Raw genomic sequence first — 21,151 nt, 5'->3', positions numbered from 1 at the left:
AGGAGACAGAATAGTGATTGATGAACTGAAGCAGGATGCGCAAGAGCGCATGGCTAAGACAATTGAGGCGCTGGGCTCAAACTTCAATAAAATTCGTACTGGACGTGCTCACCCAAGTTTGCTGGACGGTATTCGCGTGTCGTATTACGGCTCAGAAACCCCGTTGTCACAGGTGGCAAACATCGGTATTGAAGATGCGCGCACACTGACTGTGACCCCGTGGGAAAAGAATATTGTGCCCGACGTCGAAAAGGCGATCATGAAATCGGATCTGGGCTTGAATCCGAGCACGGCCGGGGCAGTGATCCGCATTCCGATGCCGGCGCTGACTGAAGAGACGCGTAAGGGCTATATCAAACAGGCTCGACAGGAAGCGGAAAGCGCACGCGTATCTATTCGAAACACGCGTCGCGATGTGCTGGCCGATATCAAAGAGCTGTTGAAAGAAAAAGACATCAGTGAAGACGAAGAGCGTCGTGCCCAGGATGACGTGCAAAAAATCACTGACAAGTATATCGCTGAAGTGGACAAGGCTCTGGCGGTGAAAGAAAAAGATCTGATGGAAATCTGATCGGCCGAGAAGCAGCGTTTTACATGGTAGCAAGTAAGGGGCGCAATGCCCCAGATGGCCCCGCCGCGCCGAAGCACGTCGCCATCATCATGGATGGTAACAATCGCTGGGCCCGGCAGCGGGGTTTGAAGGCGGCAGGCGGCCACCGAGCTGGTGTTGAAGTTATTCGGGGCCTGCTCAGAAGCTGTCGCGAGCGCGGGGTGGAGGTGGTCACACTTTTTGCCTTCTCTAGCGAAAACTGGCAGCGTCCGAGTCTCGAAGTTCAGGCGCTGATGCGTCTGTTTTCCAATTATCTGGAGAGCGAGACCGCGCAGTTGCATGAAGACGGTGTGCGCATGCGCTTCATTGGTGAGCGCGACCGCTTTTCTGCCGGACTTCGCAAGCAGATGGAGCACAGCGAGCAGCTCACCCGAAATAACACCCAGACAACGCTGGTGATTGCCGTGGATTACGGTGGTCAGTGGGATATTGTCAGCGCGGCGCGCCGCCTTGCCCGGCAGGTCGAGGCAGGGCAATTGCGTGCTGAAGATATTGATATTACGCTCTTTGACCAGCAGTTGGCGCTGGCGGACTTGCCGAAACCTGATTTGTGTATACGCACGGCGGGTGAGCAGCGAATCAGTAATTTCATGCTGTGGCAGCTGGCGTACAGCGAATTTTATTTCTGTGACTGCCTGTGGCCCGACTTTAACGAGGCGGAAATGGCCAAGGCCCTGGATGCTTTTGCGCATCGCGAACGCCGTTTCGGTGGCCGTGATAACGATAACGACGACGGCAAGTAAACCGGAGATTTGTATATGCTCAAACAGCGGGTTATCACCGCCGTTCTGATTGTTGTGGCGCTGTTGGCGGCGATCGCTGGACTGTCTCCCTCGCAATTGTCTCTGGTGTTTGCTGCGATTGTTTTGCTGGCTGCCTGGGAGTGGTCAGATCTCAGTGGCTTGCAGGGCCTGCCTGCACGGCTGTTATACGTTGCCGGTATCGGCGGCTTGATCGCTGCTATGGCCATGCATCTTGGTTTTTATGATTCCCTTAACCCGCTTCCGGTTCGCGATGTGCTTGTTGCGGGCTGTTTGTGGTGGGCCATCGCGCTGCTATGGGTGAAAAGCTACCCGGCCAGCGCTGGCCTGTGGGGCTCCCGCCTGATGCGCCTGTTTATCGGGGTGTTGGTATTGTTGCCCACCTGGGTTGCGCTGAGCTACCTGCGCGCCATGCAAAATGGCGCCTGGATGATTGTGATGCTGGTGGCCTTGGTCGCTGCGGCGGATATTGGTGCGTATTTTTTCGGCAAGGCATTTGGCAAGGCCAAGTTGGCTCCCGCCGTGAGTCCGGGTAAATCCTGGGCCGGATTTTGGGGCGGGGTGCTGTGCAGCCTTTCGCTGATGGCCGTGCTTTGGCTTGTTTGGCCTGCCGGCATGCCGGTAGGGCTGTTGCCGATGCTTGTGGTTGCTGCGATAACGGTCCTGGCGTCAGTGCTGGGGGATCTGCTCGAAAGTATGATCAAACGCCACCGCGGGATTAAAGACAGCAGTCACATCTTGCCCGGGCACGGCGGCATTATGGACCGAGTGGATAGCTTGACGGCGGCATCGCCAGTCTTCGCTCTTGGGTTGATGTCGGTGGGCTGGCAGTAATGGAGAAAGTTGCCATTCTCGGGTCTACCGGCTCGATTGGTGTCAGTACGCTCGACGTACTGGCGCGCCATCCCTCGCAGTATGAAGTTTTCGCGCTCACCGCCAATCGCAGTATTGATGTGCTGTTCGATCAGGTCATGGCGCATGCGCCTCGCTACGCGGTGCTGCGGGATGAGTCCTCTGCTAGCCAGCTCCGGCAGCGTCTCAAAGAGGCGGGCAGTGACACCGAGGTGTTGGAAGGCGAGCAGGGACTCTGTGAGGTTGCCAGTCAGGCCGAGACGGTCATGGCGGCAATTGTAGGCGCGGCTGGGCTAATGCCTACGTTGGCAGCCGTTAAGTCCGGTGGCAAAGTCCTGCTGGCGAACAAAGAGTCGCTGGTTATGGCGGGTCGACTGTTTATGCAGGCTGTCGAGGATCACGGTGCGACGCTGCTACCGATCGACAGCGAGCACAACGCCATTTTTCAATGCATGCCGGGTATCGATCGCCGCGGCCTGGGTGCGCAGGGGGTGCGGCGAATTCTGCTGACGGGCTCCGGAGGTCCTTTCCGCCAGCGTCCGCTGGATTCGCTGGCTGCGGTGACGCCCGATGAGGCCTGTGCTCATCCCAACTGGTCAATGGGGCGGAAGATTTCTGTTGATTCTGCCACCATGATGAACAAGGGCTTGGAGCTGATTGAGGCCTGTTGGTTATTCCATTGTCCCCCACAGAAAATCGAGGTGGTCGTTCACCCTCAAAGCGTTATTCATTCAATGGTGGAATATGTCGATGGGTCGGTGTTGGCGCAAATGGGGCAGCCGGATATGCGAACGCCCATTGCTCACGCGCTTGCCTGGCCCGGGCGAATGGAGTCCGGAGTGGCCACTCTCGACCTGATTATGCAGGCAAGGCTGGACTTTGAAGCGCCGGATGAGCAGCGTTTCCCCTGTTTGCGCCTGGCTCGAGAGGCCGCAGAAGCCGGTGGGGTGGCCAGTGCCGTGCTGAATGCGGCCAATGAAGTCGCCGTTGAGGCATTTCTCGCGGAATCTCTGCCTTTTACAGCGATTCCGCGAGTGCTGGAATCGGTCATGGAGTGCTTTGAGAACGTTGAACCGACATCGCTGGATGATGTCAAAGCCGCGGATAGGCTGGCGAGAGAGCGAGCCGCAGCATTGATTCCTGGGTACAAACGGGGCTGAGAGGTAGGACGGTGCTAGAGATTCTTCAAACCATACTGATCACCATTGTCACCCTTGGGGTGTTGGTTTCTATCCACGAGTTCGGACACTTCTGGGTGGCGCGCCGCTGTGGTGTCAAAGTGCTGCGATTTTCGGTGGGGTTTGGCAAGCCGCTGCTCAGCTGGCGCGATAAATCCGGTACTGAATACGCGGTAGCGGGGATACCACTGGGCGGCTACGTCAAAATGCTGGACGAGCGCGAGGGTGACGTGCCGGAAGATATGGCTCATATGGCCTTTAACCGCGCAACGCCCGCCCGCCGTATCGCGATTGCGGCGGCTGGGCCGCTGGCTAATTTTGCGTTGGCGATTGTTGCCTACTGGGCGATTTTCATGAATGGCGTGGGCGGTGTTGCGCCCATTGTCGGCGACGTCATGCCTGGCTCACTGGCTGAGCGGGCAGGACTGGAAAGCGGCCAGGAAATTGTTGCCGTAGACGGTGAAGAGACGCCAACCTGGGAAAGCCTGCAAATGCAGCTGCTGGAGCGGATTGGTGAGACCGGCAATCTGACGCTGTCGGTAAAATGGCCCGATAGTGACCTCACCTATCAGAATACCGTAGCGATTGACCGCTGGATGCAGGGACTGGAAGAGCCCAACCCTCTGTCGGAGTTGGGTGTCACGCTGTATATGCCCGAGTTTCTGCCAATTGTTGGTGAGGTGGTTGATGGCAGTGCGGCGGCGCGAGCGGGTTTGAAGCCCGGTGATCGTATTGTCAGTGTTGACGGTAAACGCATTGAAGATTGGCAGGGCTGGGTGCAAATCGCTCGGGCGAGTCCGTCGATAACGTTGGCGCTCTCCGTGGAGCGAGACGGACAGCCGCTGGCGATCAGCCTCACGCCCGAGCGCAAGCTTGAAGATAATGGGGTGGCTGTGGGTTTTGTTGGGGTCGCAGCAGAAATTCCAGAGTGGCCTGAGCAGATGCGTCGAGAGATGCACTACGGCCCGGTTTCGGCTATGACGGCGGCGCTGAACAAAACCTGGCAGATGAGTGTCTTCACTCTGGAATCGCTGAAGAAGATGTTGACCGGCCTGTTGTCGCCGAAAAACTTGAGTGGCCCGATAACGATTGCTAAAGTGGCCGGCTCTTCCGCACAGTACGGGTTTTTCTCCTGGCTGAATTTTCTGGGCTTGCTGAGCATCAGTTTGGCGGTATTAAATTTGTTGCCGATTCCCATATTGGACGGTGGACACATTGTTTATGCGACACTGGAGTGGTTGCGTGGCAAGCCGGTAACAGAACAGGTTCAGGCATTGGCAAACCAGGTCGGATTGGCGTTGGTTGTCGGTGTCATGTTTTTTGCTTTATATAACGATGTATTGCGCCTCTGATATTCGAGCTTAGCGATATTTTTTAATCAGTGGCTCGCCCGGATCTGAGCGGGTGAACCCCTAGCCTTGGTTGCTGGTTTTTGATGAAACGTATTTTCCTGTACGCAGTTCTTTTTTGTCTGACAAGCCCCTATGCCCTCGCTCAGACCCGTCTTAACGATATTCGGGTAGAGGGCCTGCAGCGTATCGCCGCGGAAACCGTGTTTTCTGCCCTGCCGTTGAACGTGGGTGACCTTGTTACGCAAGAAGCGATCTCTCGCTCGACGCGAGCGTTGTTCGCGACAGGCAACTTTGACGATATTCGCATAGGTATCGATCAGGACGTGCTGGTCGTCAAGGTTCAAGAGCGTCCTTCTATCAGCAAGATCAACATTGAAGGCAACAAGGCTCTGGCAACCGATGCGCTGATGGATGGCCTGAAAAATGCCGGTCTTGCAGAGGGACAGGTCTTCAAGCGCGCGACCCTTGAAAATATGCGCATGGAGCTGACCCGTCAGTACGTGTCTCAGGGAAGATACGATGCGGGTATCGAAACAGATGTTGTCGCTGAACCTCGCAACCGGGTGTCAATCTCCATCAATATCGATGAAGGCAGCACGGCATCGATCAAGCACATCAATATTGTCGGCAATACCGTCTTTGACGATGAAACACTCCTGGAACAGTTTGAATTGAAGCCTGCTGGCTTCTTTTCTTTTTTCAGTAGCAGTGACAAGTACGCCAGGGAGAAGCTGAAAGGCGATCTGGAAAAGCTTAACTCCTATTATCTCGATCGCGGCTATCTGCAATTTAATACCGATTCCATCCAGGTATCGATCAGTCCCGACCGCAAATCCGTGTACATCACCGTCAATGTCACAGAAGGTGATAAGTACACCGTGAGCGGCGCGGAGCTGTCCGGGGACCTGGTGCTTCCCGAGGACGATCTGAAGCGCTTTATTCTGGTGCGTGAAGGGCAGGTTTTCTCGCAAGCACTGGTGACCAGCACCGAAGAATTCATGGTGAAGCGCCTCGGTAACGAAGGCTATAACTTTGCCAAGGTCCGAGGCATTCCCGAAGTAGATGAAGAGGCGGGCACGGTTGCCCTGAAGTTCTTCGTCGATCCGGGTAAACGTACCTATGTTCGCCGCATCAGCTTTGAGGGTAATGCGCGAACCGCCGATGAGGTGTTGCGTCGGGAAATGCGCCAGATGGAGGCGGCACCCGCGTCCGCAGACAAAATTGAGCTATCGCGAATTCGACTCGAACGGCTGGGTTACTTCAAAGGTGCGCAGGTCGAGACCAACGAAGTTCCGGGCACTGACGACCAGATTGACCTGACCTATACGGTCGAGGAGCAAAGCTCGGGCAGCCTGGGGGCCAGTGTGGGTTTCTCTCAGGTCAGCGGTCTGCTGCTGAGTGCCAATATCCAGCAGAACAACTTCCTCGGCACCGGTAAGCAGGTAGGTTTCGGCGTGTCGCGCAGTGACTTCCTGCAAAGTGCCAGCTTTAACTACGTTGACCCCTACTTTACAGAAGACGGCGTGAGCCGGGGTTTCTCGGTATTTTACCGCGCGACGGACTATGAAGAAGTCAACGTTGCCAGCTACACCACTGATACCTACGGCACCAGTGTGAATTTCGGCTATCCGATTTCAGAAACACAGCGCTTGGGCTTCGAGCTGGGCTATACCTACACCACGATCGAAGCGGGTGTGGCGGCAGTAAAAGAAATTAAAACCAGCCCGCGTATTCTCGATGCGATTGATCACTACTTTGTCAGCCAGATGGACAGTAGTACGGGTCGGTATACAGTTGCGGAAGTTTTGGAAGACCTTGAAAACCTGCCTGACAGTGCGCTCGTCGACAGCACGGAGCCGGGTTTCCTCGATGAGTACGGTGATGAATTCCATAACTACACGGCAGGCATCTCCTGGCGTCAGTCAACCCTGAACCGCGGTCTGCTGGCAACCCGTGGTGCATCTCAGTCGGTGTCACTCGAGGCCGCTATTCCCGGCTCCGATCTGGAGTATTTCCGACTGACTTACAATGGCCAGCTCTATGTGCCGGTAACCAACAGCTTGACCCTGCGTTTCCGAACCGAGTTGGGCTATGGCGACGGCTATGGGAATATCGATAAACTGCCGTTCTTCCAGCACTTCTATGCGGGTGGTTTCAGCTCAGTGCGTGGCTATCGAGCCAATACCTTGGGCCCGCGCAGCACGCCGGCAGATATCTACAGTATCAGTCAGGCCGCCACAGCTATCGATGCGAGCGGTAATGCGACCGCCTTGTCAGCGCAGGGTGCGTATGTGCTGAATCCCGATACCGGCAAACTGGAGGTCAATACCTCGTCGTTTGACGATGACTCTGTTCCCTTCGGTGGTAACGTGCTGGTGGAGGGGAGTATTGAGCTGCTGTTCCCGCTCCCGTTCGTGAAAGACCAGCGTTCCGTGCGCAGCGGTCTGTTTATCGATGCGGGTAATGTGTTCAGCACCAGTTGTGGTGCTACTCAGCTGAACTGTTCATCGCCAAAAGCCAGTGAGTTACGCTATTCGGCCGGTTTTGGTGTGACTTGGATTACCGGCTTCGGGCCGCTGACCTTCAGTCTGGGACGTGCTCTAAACGATGAGAAAATCGACGAGACCGAGATTTTCCAGTTCTCACTCGGTCGCACTTTTTAATTTATCCGAAAACTGTTTCAGGAGTCTGTCATGAAAACGATAAAATTTGCCGTCCTGGTTTTTGCCATGCTTTGGGGTTCAGTGGCGCTGGCACAGGGCCGCATCGCTGTCTTCGATCTGGAAGCGGCTGTACTGAACACCGACGTTGCCAAACAGCGCCTGAACGCGTTGCGTAACCAGAAAGAGTTCAAGAACAATGTTTCAGAGCTGGAGCAGGTGCGCAAAGACTACGAAAAGCTGGTAGAGCAGTTCCAGAAAGATCTGGAAATTCTCAGCGCCGAGCAACGTCAGCTGGCCAAGAACAAAATCGACACCAAGCGTTCTGACGGTGAGCACCTGGCACGTAAAATTGAAGCGGCTCAGCAGCAGGAAGTGCAGACCATCATGGCGGAAATCGGCCCCAAACTGCAAAAACTGTTGCCGGAAATCATCAAGGAAGAAAACATTGGTCTGCTGCTGCCCGCCAAAGCCGTTATGCACGCAGATGCCGGTTACAATATCACCGCCAAAGTGGCTGATAAGCTGAATCAGGCGAAGTAATCCATGCCCGACCAGAAAGTACTGAGCCTGGCCGAAGTGGCCGGGCTTTTGGGGTTGTCGCTGCATGGCGATGGCCAGCGGCAGGTCAGGGGAATCGGCGCACTAGACAGCGCCCAAGCCGACCAGCTCAGTTTTCTGGCAAACGCTAAATATCGCCGCTTGCTGGCTGAGACCCAGGCGGGAGCGGTGATTGTTCACCCTGACTTGTTGGCAGAGGCTCAGGCCGCCGGTGATGACCGGGTGATATTGGTCTCAGACAACCCTTATCTCGCCTATGCGAAAGCCAGTGCCTTGTTTGAGCCGCTGGAAAAACCCCGTGCTGGCGTCCACCCCAGTGCCGTTGTCGAGTCCGACCAAGTGCACCCCAGTGCCAGCATTGGCGCAAACTGCGTGATTGAGGCTGGTGCCGAGATTGGCGAAGGCACGGTGATTGCGCCGGGAACGGTGATTGGTCGCGGCAGCCAGATCGGTAAGTACAGCTATCTGCATGCCAATGTCACGGTGTACCACGGCGTCAGCATCGGCGATGAGTGCATTATCCACTCCGGTGTGGTGATTGGTGGCGATGGCTTCGGATTTGCACCGTCAAAAGATGGCTGGGTGAAAATTCACCAGTTGGGTGGTGTGCGAATCGGCAATCGTGTGGAAGTCGGTGCCAACTCCTGTATCGATCGTGGCGCACTGAATGACACGGTAATTGGCGATGGCGTTATCATGGACGACTTTACGATGATCGCTCACAACGTTGAAGTGGGCGAGGGCACGGCTATGGCTGCCTGTAACCAGGTGGCGGGCAGTGCAAAAATCGGCAAGCACTGTACTTTGGCAGGGAATGTCGGTGTGGTCGGTCATATTCAGATCGCCGACGGCGTGCATTTAACGGCACGCAGTCTGGTAACCAAATCTATTGATCAGGTGGGCACCTACTCCAGTGGTGGCAGCCCTTTGATGGAAACAGCGAGGTGGCGTAAAAACTCCGCCCGTTTCGGCAAACTTGACGAGCTGTATCGCCAGGTTCAAGCCTTGGAAAAACAATTAAAAAAGCTACATGAGGACAAGAGTTAAGCCATGCTCATGGACATTAATGAAGTTCAGGAATATTTGCCTCAGCGTTATCCGTTTCTGCTCGTCGATAAAGTCATTGAACTGACTCCCGGTGAGTCTATCGTGGCCGTCAAAAACGTGACCGGCAACGAGAACCACTTTAACGGTCATTTTCCCGGCATGCCGATCATGCCGGGCGTACTGATTATCGAGGCGATGGCTCAGGCCGCGGGTATCCTCGGGTTTAAAACCTTGGAGAAAAAGCCGTCAGACGGTTCGATCTATATGTTCGCTGGTGTCGACAACGCACGCTTCAAGCGGCAGGTGGTGCCGGGAGACCAGTTGATCCTGAAAGCCCAGTATGTGTCCGATCGCCGGGGCTTGTGGAAATTTGAATGTCAGGCCTATGTAGAAGACCAGCTCGCCTGTTCCGCGTCCATTTTGTGTATTGATCGGAAGAAGTGATGTCGGGACATATTCACCCCAGTGCGCAAATAGACCCTCGGGCGATTATTGACCCCACGGCGATCATTGCTGCCGACGTCAAGATCGGACCATGGACGCTTGTTGGTCCGCATGTTGAGTTGGGCGAAGGCTGTGATATCCGTTCTCATGTTGTGCTTAACGGGCCTACGCGTATTGGCAAGAACAATACGATTTATCAGTTCTCCACGGTGGGTGAAGATACCCCTGATCTCAAGTACAAAGGTGAGCCCACCGAACTGATTGTTGGCGACAACAACATCATCCGCGAAGGCGTCACGATTCACCGCGGCACGGTGCAGGATCAGGGTAAGACCGTGATCGGCAGCGATAATCTGATTATGGCCTATGCCCACATTGGGCATGATTCCGTAGTGGGCGATCACTGCATTCTGGTGAATAATGCATCGCTGGCCGGGCACGTTGTAGTGGGAGATTGGGCGATCCTGAGCGGCTACTCGCTGGTCCACCAGTTCTGCCATATTGGTGCCCACAGTTTTTCCGGCTTTGGCTGTCACATCAGTAAAGATGTACCCGCCTACGTGACGGTTAGCGGCAGCCCTGCCGAGGCGAAAACCATCAACGTGGAAGGCTTGAAACGCCGGGGCTTTTCCGCGGAGGCCATCGCGGCTATCCGCCGTGCCTATAAAATTATCTACCGGCATGGCCTGACTGTGGAAGAAGCGCTGGCCGCGTTGCAGCCGCTGATTGATGAGCAGCCTACCGTGGGCCTGATGGCCGACTCTCTGAAGAACTCCCAACGCGGTATTGTCCGCTAACGCTTGATACTGGAGCCGGCTCCGCCGGCCTGATGTGCTATGGCTTCATTAAAAATTGCGCTTGTTGCGGGTGAGGCATCCGGAGATATCCTCGGTGCCGACCTGATGAAAGCGATCAAGCGGCGCTACCCCCACGCGCGATTCGAAGGTATCGGTGGGCCGCTGATGCTGGCGGAGGGCTTTCACAGCATCTGCGATATGGACCGCTTGTCGGTAATGGGCTTTTCAGAACCGCTGAAGCGTCTGCCGGAGTTACTGCGCATTCGTCGCCATCTGAAACAGCACCTGTTGAACTGGCAGCCCGATGTGCTGATCGGTATCGACTCTCCTGATTTTACGTTGAATGTTGAGCGCTTTATGCGCAACCAGGGTGTGCCTACGCTGCACTATGTCAGCCCCTCGGTCTGGGCGTGGCGGCGCGGGCGCATCAAAAACATCGCCAAGTCTGTGGACCATATGCTGACCCTGTTTCCCTTTGAGGAAGATTTCTATCGGGAGCATGGTGTGCCGGTCAGTTGTGTCGGGCATCCCCTGGCCGACCAGATTTCTCTGGACGACCAGCGAGAGCAGGCCAGAACCGAACTGGACATCGAGGGTGATCAGCCAATGGTGGCGCTGCTGCCGGGTAGCCGGGGCGGCGAAGTGTCGCAGTTGATCGCGACGTTTTTGGAGTCGGCGCAGTGGCTGAGACGGGCATTGCCGAACATTGAGTTCATGGTCGCTGCCGCCAATGAAGATCGCCGTCGCCAGATTCTCGATGCTATCGCGAATCAGACGGCTGACTTGCCGGTGAGGGTGGTGCTTGGGCAGTCCCGCACGGTGATGGCGGCATCCGATGCAGTGCTGATGGCGTCCGGCACAACTAGCCTCGAGGCGCTGTTACTCAAGCGGCCAATGGTGGTCTGCTATCGTTTTGGCAAGCTGTCGTTCGCCTTGCTGTCGCGCTTGGTGAAAACACCGTTCTTCTCACTGCCCAACTTGTTGGCCAAGCGCTCACTGGTGCCTGAACTATTGCAGGAAGAGGTGGCTGCCGAGGTCATCGGGCCGCTGATTCTGGAACAGTTGAGCAACAGCAATGAGCGTGCGGCGCTGATTGCCGAGTTCCGGCGTATTCATGTGAATCTGGCGCGCAACGCCAGCGAGCAGGCGGCTGAAGTCGTCTTGCAGGTTGCTGGCAAGCCGTCTCGCGATGAGGCGGTTGAGTAGTGGAAACGGCGGATCTGTTTGCAGCACTAGACGACTTTCCTGCCTTGACCGCCGGTGTTGATGAGGTCGGGCGAGGGCCGCTGTGTGGTGATGTAGTTGCCGCTGCGGTTATTCTTGATCCGGCGCAGCCTATCGCCGGCCTCAACGACTCCAAAAAGCTCACGGAGAAGCGTCGCGAGGCTCTGTTTGACGAAATTTGCGGCAAGGCGCTGGCGTTTTGTGTGGCGCGAGCCAGCGTCGAGGAAATCGACAGGCTGAATATCCTGCATGCCAGTATGCTGGCCATGACCCGAGCGGTTGAGGGCTTGCAGCGACAGGGGCAGGCGATAACGCCGGAGCTGGTACTGGTTGACGGTAATCGACTGCCGCGCTGGTCCTACCGTGCTCAGGCCATTGTGAAGGGTGACAGCAAGGTGGCAGCCATTGCTGCTGCGTCGATTCTTGCCAAGGTGGTGCGCGACCGGGAAATGTGTGAGCTGGACGCCCGTTACCCTGGCTATGGTCTGGCGGGGCACAAAGGTTATCCGACCAAGGCTCATCTGGAAGCGCTGCGTACACTGGGTGTTACGCCGATTCACCGCCGCAGCTACGCGCCGGTCAGGGCTCTGCTGGAAATCGCCCGATCGTAATTTCTGGCCGCTATCAAGGCGGTGTATCACGACATAGGTATGACCATGCTGAATGAAAGTTTCGTTCATCTTCGCGTGCACTCCGAGTACTCGCTGGTCGATGGCCTGGTGCGGGTCAAAGACCTGTGCAAGCACACCGCTGCGTTGGGAATGCCTGCTGTGGCGCTGACTGACCTGTGTAATTTCTATGCATTGATCAAGTTCCAAAAGGCCGCGCAAGGGGCGGGGATTAAGCCCATTTACGGCAGTGATCTGCTGTTGCGCGAAGATGATGACCCGGAACAGATAAGCACCTTATGCCTGTTGGTGCAGAACGAGACCGGCTATCACAATCTTACCGATCTGATTTCTCGCGCTTACCTGGAGGGGCAGTGGCAGGGCAAGGCCTATGTCTACCGTAGCTGGGTGGAGCAGCAGAGCGAGGGCTTGATCGCACTGTCGGCGGGGCGCGATGGCGATGTCGGGCAGCTATTGGTGTCGGGTAAGCGTGAGCTGGCAGAGGCGCGGCTATCGCGCTGGCTGTCGGTGTTTGGGGATCGCTTTTACCTAGAGCTGCAGCGTACCGGTCGGCCCTACGAAGAGGACTACATTCACGATGCTGTCGCTCTGGCGGCTAAGCTATCGTGTCCGGTGGTGGCGACCAATGATGTGCGCTTTATCCACAGTGATGAGTTTGAGGCCCACGAAGCCCGAGTATGTATTCGCGATGGCCGGGTGCTCGATGACCCACGTCGGCCACGCAATTACAGTGATCAGCAATACCTGCGCAGTACCGAGGAAATGCTTGAGCTGTTCAGCGACATTCCCGAGGCGCTGGAAAACAGTGTTGAGATCGCGCGGCGCTGTAACCTGACCGTCAAGCTGGGCACCTATTACCTGCCTGAATACCCGATTCCTGAAGGCATGACGCAGGAGCAGTTCTTTCGTGAGTTGTGTCACAAGGGCCTGGATGAGCGGCTCGATTTTCTCTTCGATCGCGCCGCACCAAGCTTTGCCGATACAGAAAAGGAATACCGCGCGCGGCTGGATTTTGAGCTGGATATCATCCTGCAGATGGGGTTCCCCGGCTACTTCCTGATCGTGATGGACTTTATCCAGTGGGCCAAGGACCACGATATTCCAGTCGGACCGGGTCGGGGTTCCGGTGCGGGGTCGCTGGTCGCTTATGCACTGAAAATCACCGACCTTGACCCGATTGAGTACGACCTGCTGTTCGAGCGATTCCTCAATCCGGAGCGGGTGTCGATGCCTGACTTCGACGTCGATTTCTGTATGGACGGTCGCGATCAGGTGATCAGTTACGTGGCCGATAACTACGGCCGCGACGCGGTGAGTCAGATCATCACTTTCGGCACAATGGCCGCCAAGGCTGTTGTGCGGGACGTGGCGCGGGTGCAGGGCAAGTCCTACGGTCTGGCCGACAAGCTATCCAAACTGATCCCCTTTGAAGTGGGGATGACGTTGAGCAAGGCGTTGGAGCAGGAGCCTGCTCTCAAGGAGTTTCTGGAGGCCGATGAACAGGCTCAGGAAATCTGGGATATGGCGGAGCAGCTCGAAGGGGTTGTGCGAGGTGTGGGTAAACACGCCGGGGGCGTGGTGATTGCGCCCAGCAAGCTCACGGATTTTGCGCCGCTGTTCTGCGACGAAACCGGCAGTGGTCTGGTGACCCAATTCGACAAGAACGACGTTGAGGATGCCGGACTGGTCAAGTTCGACTTCCTCGGTCTGCGGACTCTGACCATCATCGATTGGGCGTTGAAAATCGTTAATGCCCAGCGAGCCAAGGTCAGTGAAGATCCACTGGATATCATGGCGATTCCGCTGGAAGACAAGAAGACGTTCGATCTGCTCAAGTCCGCGGAAACCACGGCGGTATTCCAGCTGGAATCACGCGGCATGAAGGAGCTGATCAAGAAGCTGCTGCCCGACTGTTTTGAAGATATCGTCGCACTGGTGGCCCTGTTCCGTCCGGGGCCGCTGCAGTCCGGCATGGTAGACGACTTTATTAATCGTAAGCACGGCCGCGCCGAACTGGCTTTTCCCCACCCCCAGTATCAACACGAATGCCTGCAACCCATACTGCAGCCGACCTACGGCATTATCCTGTATCAGGAACAGGTTATGCAGATCGCGCAGGAAATGGGCGGCTATACGCTGGGCGGCGCTGACTTGCTGCGTCGGGCGATGGGTAAGAAAAAGCCCGAAGAGATGGAAAAGCAGCGGGGCTTGTTCCTGGCCGGGGCGGTAGAGAAGGGCTTTGATCAAGAGCTGGCCTCCAACATCTTCGACCTGATGGAGAAGTTCGCGGGCTACGGTTTTAACAAGTCGCACTCGGCTGCTTACGCCTTAGTCTCCTATCAGACTGCCTGGCTGAAGACCCATTACCCGGCGCCGTTTATGGCGGCGGTAATGAGCTCCGAACTCGACAATACCGACAAAATCGTGGTGTTCATCGAAGAATGCCGCGAGATGAAGCTGGATTACAAACTCCCCTCAGTCAACGAGGGTGAGTATATGTTCACCGTGAATGACCGGGGGCAGATTGTCTATGGTCTTGGGGCGATCAAGGGGCTGGGTGAAGGTCCGGTAGAAAATATTATTGCTGCAAGAAGCAGCGGTGGCCCCTTCAAGAACCTGTTCGATTTCTGCGAACGCACCGATCCGCGCAAGGTCAATAAGCGAGCGATTGAAGCACTGATTCGCAGTGGCGCCTTTGACGATCTCGGCGAAGACCGTGCGGTATTGATGGCGGCCATGCCCGAAGCGGTGCAAGTGGCGGAGCAGGCCGCGCGGAACAGCGAAATCGGTATGGTTGATCTCTTTGGTGACACATTAGCGGTGGATAATCGCGATGTGTATGAGCCTTACCGCGATGCTCGGCGCTGGACGACCAAAGAGCGCCTGCAGGGGGAAAAGGACACGCTGGGTCTGTACGTGACCGGCCACCCCATCGACGATTACGAAGCGGAGCTGCGCCAGTTTGTGCCACGCCGCATTGTCGACTTGAATCCCGACAAGCAGGCGCAGACCGTTGCCGGTCTCGTGGTGAATATGCGCACCATGAAAAACAAGCGCGGCGATACCATGGCCTTCCTGTTGCTGGATGACCGCACGGCCCGAATAGAAGTGGCCCTGTTCAGTGACGTGTATGAAGAGTGTCGCGACAAACTGGTGAAAGACGCGGTGCTGGTCGTCGAAGGTGTATGCAGCTTTGACGAGTACAGTGGCGGCAAAAAAATGCGGGTAAAATCCCTGCGCAGTCTGGCCGAGGCCAGAGAGCACCACGCGCGGGAGCTTGAGCTGTTGATCGAATCAGAGCACAGCAGTGCAGAACAGTTGCAGCGGCTCAAGTCGGCGCTGGGCAGTGTGCGCGGGGGGAACTGCCCCGTGGTGATCCGCTACCGGCGTCCAGAAGGTGAGGCGCGGCTGAGATTGAGTGGCGACTGGCGCATACTTCCACAGGAAGATGTGCTGATTCGCTTGCGCGAAGACTGTGGGGCAAATAACGTGGTGATCAAATACGATTAACGTATAATCACCGGCATGAATGTCCCCATTTCTCATTGAAACTATGTGGGCAACACGTCAACAGAGCGAATAAAACAGAGCAATGAATCCGAACTACCTCGACTTTGAACAACCAATCGCCGAGCTGGAAGCCAAGATTGAAGAGCTGCAACTCGTCGGCAACGACAACGATATTAATATCAGTGAGGAAATCGCCAAGCTCAAGGACAAGAGCAGCAAGCTGACCGAGAAAATTTTCTCCTCGCTGCGTCCCTGGGATGTGGTGAAGATTGCCCGTCATCCTATGCGTCCCTATGCGCTGGACTATATCCGCCGCATTGTCACGGATTTTGACGAGCTGCACGGTGATCGCCACTTCGGTGATGACTCGGCGATAGTCGGTGGTATTGGCCGTATTGGTGACAAGCCGGTAATGGTGATCGGCCAGGAAAAGGGCCGCGGTGTTACCGAAAAAGTGAAACGCAATTTCGGTATGCCCAAGCCTGAGGGGTATCGTAAAGCGCTGCGTCTGATGGAAATGGCCGAGCGGTTCAATTTACCTATTGTTACCCTTATCGACACCCCGGGGGCCTATCCGGGGATCGACAGCGAAGAGCGGGGCATTTCGGAGGCCATCGCGCAAAACCTGGCAGTGATGTCCCGCCTCAAAACGCCGATCATCTGCATTGTTATCGGTGAGGGCAGCTCCGGTGGCGCCCTGGGGATCGGGGTGGGCGATCATATCGCCATGCTTCAGTACTCGACCTATTTCGTTATCTCCCCAGAAGGCTGCGCGAATATCATCTGGAAGAGCAGTGAATACGCACCTGATGCCGCTGAGGCAATGGGTTTGACCTCAACGGTGCTCGAAGAGTTGGGCATTGTCGACGCGACTATTCCGGAGCCTCAGGGCGGCGCACACCGCGACATCGACGAGAGTGCCAGCCGGGTTAAAGCGCATATTCTCAAGGAGCTGGAGAAGCTTCAGGCGCTTCCTGAGAAAGAACTGCTGGAAACCCGCTACGACCGATTGATGTCCTACGGCACCGTCTGATGATTTGCGCTGTGAGCCATGGCTGACGGCGCGACACTGATCGCGCAGCTCGAACAGTCGCTGCGCGATATTCTCCCTGTTCCCCGGTTGTGGCTGGCCTACAGCGGCGGCATGGATTCCCGGGTACTGCTGTCTTTGCTGATGGAGCTGCGCGAACAGTGCAGCGACTTCCCGCAGCTCTCTCTGATACATGTTGATCATGGCTTACAGGCTGACTCCGGAGTCTGGGCTCAGCATTGTCTGACGGTGTCTGAAACGCTTGGTCTTCCCTGTGTGATTGAGCGGGTCGTGGTGAGTCCGCAAGCCGGTGGGCAGGGGCTGGAAGCGGAAGCGCGGTTGGCGCGCTACCGGGTGTTTGAGTCGCTGCTCGGTCGCGGCGAACTGCTGTTGCAGGCCCATCACCTCGATGATCAATGCGAAACCCTGATGCTCCGCTTATTGCGTGGTGCGGGGCTGGCCGGACTGGCGGCCATGCCTCATGGGCGCGCTTTGGGTCAGGGGCGACTGCTGCGGCCACTGCTGACGACGCCGCGCTCACAGCTTCAGGTCTACGCTCAGTCGCGAAATTTAAAGTGGCTGGAAGACCCCAGTAATCAAGATGCGCGCTATGACCGCAATTATCTTCGCCATCGCGTCATGCCGGCCATGGCAGAGCGCTGGTCGAGCTACCGGCAAGCGCTGTCGCGGGCGGCGGAGAATCTGCGCGACAGTCAGGCCTTGTTAAATGACTACCTGGATGCTGACCTGGCGCCTTTGCTCAATGGCAAGGCGCTGTCACTGGGGCCGCTCGGTGGCCTTGCTGAGTATCGTCAGCTCGCCTTGCTGCGGCGATATCTTGAGCGCTGCTGGGGAGTCGTGTTGAGTCGCCCTCAGCTTGAAGATTTTGCCGGACAGTTTTTGACGGCGGATGTGGATGCCGTGCCAGAGGTCTGTGTTGACGGTTGGAGGTTCTACCGCTTTGCCAGACAGTTGATCGCCGAGCCGGAAATCTTGGCGAAACAGGGCCTGCCTGCTGTTCAGGCTTGGGGAGTCGATATGCCCTTGGAATTGCCTCAAGGGCGACTAAGTGCGGCCCCCGGCGGCAGCTTCGTGCCTCGCGGCCGGGTGGAGGTCGCATTCCGGCAGGGCGGAGAGCGCTGCCAGTTGGCGGGCGAAACTCATAGTCGGGCACTGAAAAAGCTACTTCAGGCTTGGCAGCTTGCCCCGCGCCGTCGCGAGCGATTGCCGTTGATCTATTGTGACGGCCAATTGGCTGCGATTGCTGACCTTGCGATATGCGAGGGGTATCTGGCGCAACCCGGTGAGCAGGGGGTTGCGCTTCATTGGCAAGATGCCGCTGATCGCTGACCCGTCATCCGGCCTCTGATAGAATGCGCCGCTTGCAAACAGGGCGGCGCTTATGACTCAGACAAACTCACTCGACAACATCCGCATCGTGCTGGTGAATACCTCGCATCCGGGCAATATCGGCGCGGTGGCGCGTGCGATGAAAAATATGTGTCTGTCGCAGCTGTATCTGGTGGCGCCGCGCAAGTTTCCCCACGATGAGGCCACATGGCGTGCTGCCAGCGCCACGGATATCCTCGAGAATGCCGTGGTCTGCGAAACGCTCGACGAGGCGATCGCCGACTGCCAGTTGGTGGTGGGGACCAGCGCTCGTGAGCGCACAGTCCCCTGGCCGCTATTGGATCCGCGTCACTGCATGCAGGAGGCCTACCGAGAAGCGCAGGGTGGGCACAAAATCGCCCTCATGTTCGGTCGTGAAGACCGTGGATTGACCAACGAAGAACTGCAGCGCTGCAATCTGCATGTGCATATTCCCTCCAACCCGGAATACAGTTCGCTGAATTTGGGCATGGCTGTTCAGGTGATGGCTTATGAGCTGCGGATGCTGCAGGTATCTGGTGAGCTGGATGCCAATGCGATGGCGGAGTGGGATCAGCCGGTAGCGAACGCCGAGGCGCTGGAGCGCTATCTTGTTCACTTGGAGGAGACGCTGTACGACATTAATTTCCTGCGGCCACAGGCGCCGAAGAAATTGATGTTGCGCCTGCGTCGCCTGTACCAGCGTACCCGCTTGGACGAAATGGAAGTCAATATTTTGCGCGGCATTCTCACGTCCACCCAATATTGGGTGCGCAAGGCCCGCGGCGAGGCTCTCCCGCAGAAGGGCGATGGAGCGGAAAGCGATGAATCGCTATAATGCCGCCGTTTTTTGCTGCCATCGGCAAAAGCCGAGTGTTTTAATCAGGTAAATAGTTGATAGAAATACTTGGTTATTGCATAATTTGTCCTATGGAGAGTAGGTACGATTATGCGACTGACGACCAAAGGACGATATGCGGTAACGGCGATGCTGGATCTGGCGCTTTATGGCGACCAGGGGCCGATCAGCCTTGCCGATATTTCCGGTCGACAGGATATTTCACTGTCATATTTGGAGCAGCTGTTCGCCAAGCTGCGACGTCGGGAGCTGGTGCGCAGCATCCGTGGCCCGGGCGGTGGTTATCGTCTTAATCGTCCCGGCGAAGAAATATTTGTTGCCGAAATCATCGATGCTGTTGACGAGCGCGTAGACGCAACCGGCTGTTCCGGGAACAGCGATTGTCAGGATGGGCACACATGTCTGACCCATCACCTCTGGTCTGACCTGAGTGATCAGATACACCATTTTCTCAGTGATATCAGTCTGGCAAGTCTCGTGCAGCGCCGCGACGTGCAGGCTGTGTCTGCACGTCAACGACGCAGCCAACCTGGTCAGACCATCGCGCTGACAACCATCGAATAGGCTTAACGGTTCGTCACAGTTGAACTGTGAGCGACCAGGCCGCGCTGATGTTCCGTGCGGCCGACATGAGGAGAGAGCTATGCAGTTGCCGATTTATCTGGATTACTCCGCAACCACGCCGGTAGACCCGCGTGTTGCCGAGAAAATGATGACCTGCCTCACGACCGCGGGGAATTTCGGTAACCCTGCGTCGCGTTCTCACCTGTTTGGCTGGAAAGCGGAAGAAGCGGTGGAAAATGCCCGTCGCCAGGTCGCTGACCTGATTAATGCTGACCCCCGCGAAATTGTTTGGACCTCGGGCGCGACCGAGTCCGATAACCTGGCGATTAAAGGTGCTGCCCACTTCTACAGCAAAAAGGGCAAACACATAATCACCTCGAAAATTGAGCACAAAGCTGTGCTGGACCCCTGCCGCCAGCTGGAGCGGGAAGGTTTCGACGTGACCTACCTGGATCCCAATGCCGACGGTATTATCACGCCTGAAGCCGTCGAGCAGGCAATGCGCGATGACACGGTGTTGGTCAGCATCATGCACGCCAACAACGAGATCGGCACGATCAGTGATATCGCTGCCATTGGCGAGTTGTGCCGCGAACGCAAAGTCGTTTTCCATGTCGATGCTGCACAGAGTGTCGGCAAGATTCCGGTGGATATGGAAGCGATGAAAGTGGACCTGCTGTCCATTTCGGCGCACAAACTCTACGGACCCAAGGGCATTGGTGTGCTGTATGTACGCCGTAAGCCGCGGGTTCGGCTGGAGGCGCAGATGCATGGCGGCGGTCATGAGCGCGGTATGCGCTCCGGCACGCTGGCCACCCACCAGATTGTGGGCATGGGAGAAGCCTGTGAGCTGGCGCGCCTGGAAATGGAAAAAGACGCGGCGCACTCGCTGGCCTTGCGCAACCGTTTCTGGGAAGCACTGAAGGATATCGAACAGGTGCACGTGAACGGTTCGCTGGAGCACCGTTTGCCGGGTAACCTGAATATCAGCTTGGCGTTTGTTGAGGGCGAATCGCTGATCATGTCGCTGAAAGATCTGGCGGTATCATCCGGCTCGGCCTGTACGTCGGCCAGTCTCGAGCCCTCTTACGTGCTGCGTGCGCTGGGTTTGAACGATGAACTCGCCCACAGCTCGTTGCGTTTTTCCTTCGGTCGCTTTACCACTGAAGAGGAAGTAGATTACGCCGCTGCCCAGGTTCGCAAGGCGGTCGACAAGCTGAGAGAATTGTCGCCGCTGTGGGATATGTACAAAGACGGCATCGACCTGGACAGCATCGAATGGGCGGCTCACTGAGCCGACTCAAGAGGAGGGATTAACCATGGCATATAGTGAAAAAGTACTGGACCATTACGAGAACCCCCGTAATGTCGGTAAATTCGATGACAGTGATGAAATCGGTACTGGCATGGTCGGCGCGCCGGCCTGCGGTGACGTGATGCGTCTGCAGATCAAAGTGAACGACGAGGGTGTCATCGAAGACGCCAAGTTCAAAACGTACGGCTGCGGCAGTGCGATTGCTTCCAGCTCACTGCTCACGGAGTGGGTGAAAGGCAAAACGCTGGAAGAAGCTGAGCACATCAAAAATACGGAAATTGCGCAGGAGCTGGCTCTGCCTCCGGTGAAGATTCACTGCTCTGTGTTGGCTGAAGATGCGATCAAGGCCGCTGTTTCCGATTATCGCAAGAAGAAAGGCGCCTGAGTCTG

At 56.5% G+C, this 21,151-nt stretch carries 19 protein-coding genes; all 19 read left to right on the top strand.

The genetic code is table 11. The annotated features are described in order from the left end of the window. Positions 1-49 precede the first annotated feature (49 nt). Positions 50-571 carry a ribosome recycling factor gene (frr, locus tag AC5DB9_RS06555; protein WP_374962710.1) on the top strand — a complete coding sequence of 174 codons (522 nt, stop codon included), beginning with the start codon at positions 50-52 and terminating at the stop codon, positions 569-571. A gap of 23 nt (positions 572-594) precedes the next feature. Further along, complete coding sequence (gene uppS, locus AC5DB9_RS06550) at positions 595-1,353, top strand: polyprenyl diphosphate synthase (RefSeq protein ID WP_022957656.1); 759 nt, start codon at positions 595-597, stop codon at positions 1,351-1,353. A 15-nt stretch (positions 1,354-1,368) separates the two neighbouring features. Continuing rightward, positions 1,369-2,205: a phosphatidate cytidylyltransferase gene (locus AC5DB9_RS06545; RefSeq protein ID WP_272990446.1), complete on the top strand. Its 837-nt coding sequence runs from the start codon at positions 1,369-1,371 to the stop codon at positions 2,203-2,205. Continuing rightward, a complete protein-coding gene (gene ispC / locus AC5DB9_RS06540) occupies positions 2,205-3,383 on the top strand; it encodes a 1-deoxy-D-xylulose-5-phosphate reductoisomerase (RefSeq protein WP_272990449.1) in 1,179 nt (392 codons plus the stop codon). The genes AC5DB9_RS06545 and ispC overlap by 1 nt, the downstream gene beginning before the upstream one ends. 11 nt (positions 3,384-3,394) lie before the next feature. Continuing rightward, entirely contained in the window at positions 3,395-4,753 is a 1,359-nt protein-coding gene (gene rseP, locus AC5DB9_RS06535) for a sigma E protease regulator RseP (RefSeq protein WP_272990452.1), read from the top strand. 83 nt (positions 4,754-4,836) lie between these two features. Next, positions 4,837-7,416, top strand: a complete 2,580-nt coding sequence (gene bamA, locus AC5DB9_RS06530; RefSeq protein WP_272990453.1) for an outer membrane protein assembly factor BamA — start codon at positions 4,837-4,839, stop codon at positions 7,414-7,416. Between the two features lie 30 nt (positions 7,417-7,446). Continuing rightward, complete coding sequence (locus AC5DB9_RS06525) at positions 7,447-7,956, top strand: OmpH/Skp family outer membrane protein (RefSeq protein WP_022957651.1); 510 nt, start codon at positions 7,447-7,449, stop codon at positions 7,954-7,956. Between the two features lie 3 nt (positions 7,957-7,959). Then, positions 7,960-9,021 (top strand): UDP-3-O-(3-hydroxymyristoyl)glucosamine N-acyltransferase, encoded by a 1,062-nt coding sequence (gene lpxD, locus AC5DB9_RS06520; RefSeq protein WP_022957650.1) that lies wholly within the window; start codon positions 7,960-7,962, stop codon positions 9,019-9,021. A gap of 3 nt (positions 9,022-9,024) precedes the next feature. Further along, the gene (gene fabZ, locus AC5DB9_RS06515) at positions 9,025-9,465 is read left to right on the top strand and encodes a 3-hydroxyacyl-ACP dehydratase FabZ (protein ID WP_022957649.1); all 441 of its coding nucleotides are present in this window, start codon (positions 9,025-9,027) and stop codon (positions 9,463-9,465) included. After that, positions 9,465-10,262: an acyl-ACP--UDP-N-acetylglucosamine O-acyltransferase gene (gene lpxA / locus AC5DB9_RS06510; protein ID WP_022957648.1), complete on the top strand. Its 798-nt coding sequence runs from the start codon at positions 9,465-9,467 to the stop codon at positions 10,260-10,262. The genes fabZ and lpxA overlap by 1 nt, the downstream gene beginning before the upstream one ends. Before the next feature lie 39 nt (positions 10,263-10,301). After that, positions 10,302-11,468: a lipid-A-disaccharide synthase gene (lpxB, locus tag AC5DB9_RS06505; RefSeq protein WP_022957647.1), complete on the top strand. Its 1,167-nt coding sequence runs from the start codon at positions 10,302-10,304 to the stop codon at positions 11,466-11,468. Further along, positions 11,468-12,097 carry a ribonuclease HII gene (gene rnhB, locus AC5DB9_RS06500; protein ID WP_272990461.1) on the top strand — a complete coding sequence of 210 codons (630 nt, stop codon included), beginning with the start codon at positions 11,468-11,470 and terminating at the stop codon, positions 12,095-12,097. Before lpxB ends, rnhB begins: the two co-directional genes overlap by 1 nt. 45 nt (positions 12,098-12,142) lie before the next feature. Beyond that, positions 12,143-15,625 carry a DNA polymerase III subunit alpha gene (dnaE, locus tag AC5DB9_RS06495; protein ID WP_272990464.1) on the top strand — a complete coding sequence of 1,161 codons (3,483 nt, stop codon included), beginning with the start codon at positions 12,143-12,145 and terminating at the stop codon, positions 15,623-15,625. An 82-nt stretch (positions 15,626-15,707) separates the two neighbouring features. Beyond that, entirely contained in the window at positions 15,708-16,658 is a 951-nt protein-coding gene (locus AC5DB9_RS06490; protein ID WP_022957644.1) for an acetyl-CoA carboxylase carboxyltransferase subunit alpha, read from the top strand. A gap of 18 nt (positions 16,659-16,676) precedes the next feature. Then, on the top strand, positions 16,677-18,005 hold the full coding sequence (gene tilS, locus AC5DB9_RS06485; protein ID WP_272990466.1) for a tRNA lysidine(34) synthetase TilS: 1,329 nt from the start codon (positions 16,677-16,679) through the stop codon (positions 18,003-18,005). Between the two features lie 52 nt (positions 18,006-18,057). Continuing rightward, on the top strand, positions 18,058-18,861 hold the full coding sequence (trmJ, locus tag AC5DB9_RS06480; protein WP_022957642.1) for a tRNA (cytosine(32)/uridine(32)-2'-O)-methyltransferase TrmJ: 804 nt from the start codon (positions 18,058-18,060) through the stop codon (positions 18,859-18,861). A gap of 111 nt (positions 18,862-18,972) precedes the next feature. Next, positions 18,973-19,446 carry a Fe-S cluster assembly transcriptional regulator IscR gene (iscR, locus tag AC5DB9_RS06475; protein ID WP_022957641.1) on the top strand — a complete coding sequence of 158 codons (474 nt, stop codon included), beginning with the start codon at positions 18,973-18,975 and terminating at the stop codon, positions 19,444-19,446. 79 nt (positions 19,447-19,525) lie between these two features. Further along, entirely contained in the window at positions 19,526-20,740 is a 1,215-nt protein-coding gene (locus tag AC5DB9_RS06470) for an IscS subfamily cysteine desulfurase (protein ID WP_022957640.1), read from the top strand. Positions 20,741-20,765: 25 nt separating this feature from the next. Further along, positions 20,766-21,146, top strand: a complete 381-nt coding sequence (iscU, locus tag AC5DB9_RS06465) for a Fe-S cluster assembly scaffold IscU (RefSeq protein WP_022957639.1) — start codon at positions 20,766-20,768, stop codon at positions 21,144-21,146. Positions 21,147-21,151: the final 5 nt, after the last annotated feature.

The sequence above is a fragment of the Spongiibacter sp. genome (assembly GCF_984394615.1).
This window is presented reverse-complemented; position numbering and strand designations above follow the sequence as displayed.

Coding starts and splice junctions, on each gene's coding strand:
- frr (WP_374962710.1), top strand. CDS start 50: ATGGCTAAGACAATTGAGGCGCTGGGCTCAAACTTCAATAAAATTCGT.
- uppS (WP_022957656.1), top strand. CDS start 595: ATGGTAGCAAGTAAGGGGCGCAATGCCCCAGATGGCCCCGCCGCGCCG.
- AC5DB9_RS06545 (WP_272990446.1), top strand. CDS start 1,369: ATGCTCAAACAGCGGGTTATCACCGCCGTTCTGATTGTTGTGGCGCTG.
- ispC (WP_272990449.1), top strand. CDS start 2,205: ATGGAGAAAGTTGCCATTCTCGGGTCTACCGGCTCGATTGGTGTCAGT.
- bamA (WP_272990453.1), top strand. CDS start 4,837: ATGAAACGTATTTTCCTGTACGCAGTTCTTTTTTGTCTGACAAGCCCC.
- AC5DB9_RS06525 (WP_022957651.1), top strand. CDS start 7,447: ATGAAAACGATAAAATTTGCCGTCCTGGTTTTTGCCATGCTTTGGGGT.
- lpxD (WP_022957650.1), top strand. CDS start 7,960: ATGCCCGACCAGAAAGTACTGAGCCTGGCCGAAGTGGCCGGGCTTTTG.
- fabZ (WP_022957649.1), top strand. CDS start 9,025: ATGCTCATGGACATTAATGAAGTTCAGGAATATTTGCCTCAGCGTTAT.
- lpxA (WP_022957648.1), top strand. CDS start 9,465: ATGTCGGGACATATTCACCCCAGTGCGCAAATAGACCCTCGGGCGATT.
- lpxB (WP_022957647.1), top strand. CDS start 10,302: ATGGCTTCATTAAAAATTGCGCTTGTTGCGGGTGAGGCATCCGGAGAT.
- dnaE (WP_272990464.1), top strand. CDS start 12,143: ATGCTGAATGAAAGTTTCGTTCATCTTCGCGTGCACTCCGAGTACTCG.
- AC5DB9_RS06490 (WP_022957644.1), top strand. CDS start 15,708: ATGAATCCGAACTACCTCGACTTTGAACAACCAATCGCCGAGCTGGAA.
- tilS (WP_272990466.1), top strand. CDS start 16,677: ATGGCTGACGGCGCGACACTGATCGCGCAGCTCGAACAGTCGCTGCGC.
- trmJ (WP_022957642.1), top strand. CDS start 18,058: ATGACTCAGACAAACTCACTCGACAACATCCGCATCGTGCTGGTGAAT.
- iscR (WP_022957641.1), top strand. CDS start 18,973: ATGCGACTGACGACCAAAGGACGATATGCGGTAACGGCGATGCTGGAT.
- AC5DB9_RS06470 (WP_022957640.1), top strand. CDS start 19,526: ATGCAGTTGCCGATTTATCTGGATTACTCCGCAACCACGCCGGTAGAC.
- iscU (WP_022957639.1), top strand. CDS start 20,766: ATGGCATATAGTGAAAAAGTACTGGACCATTACGAGAACCCCCGTAAT.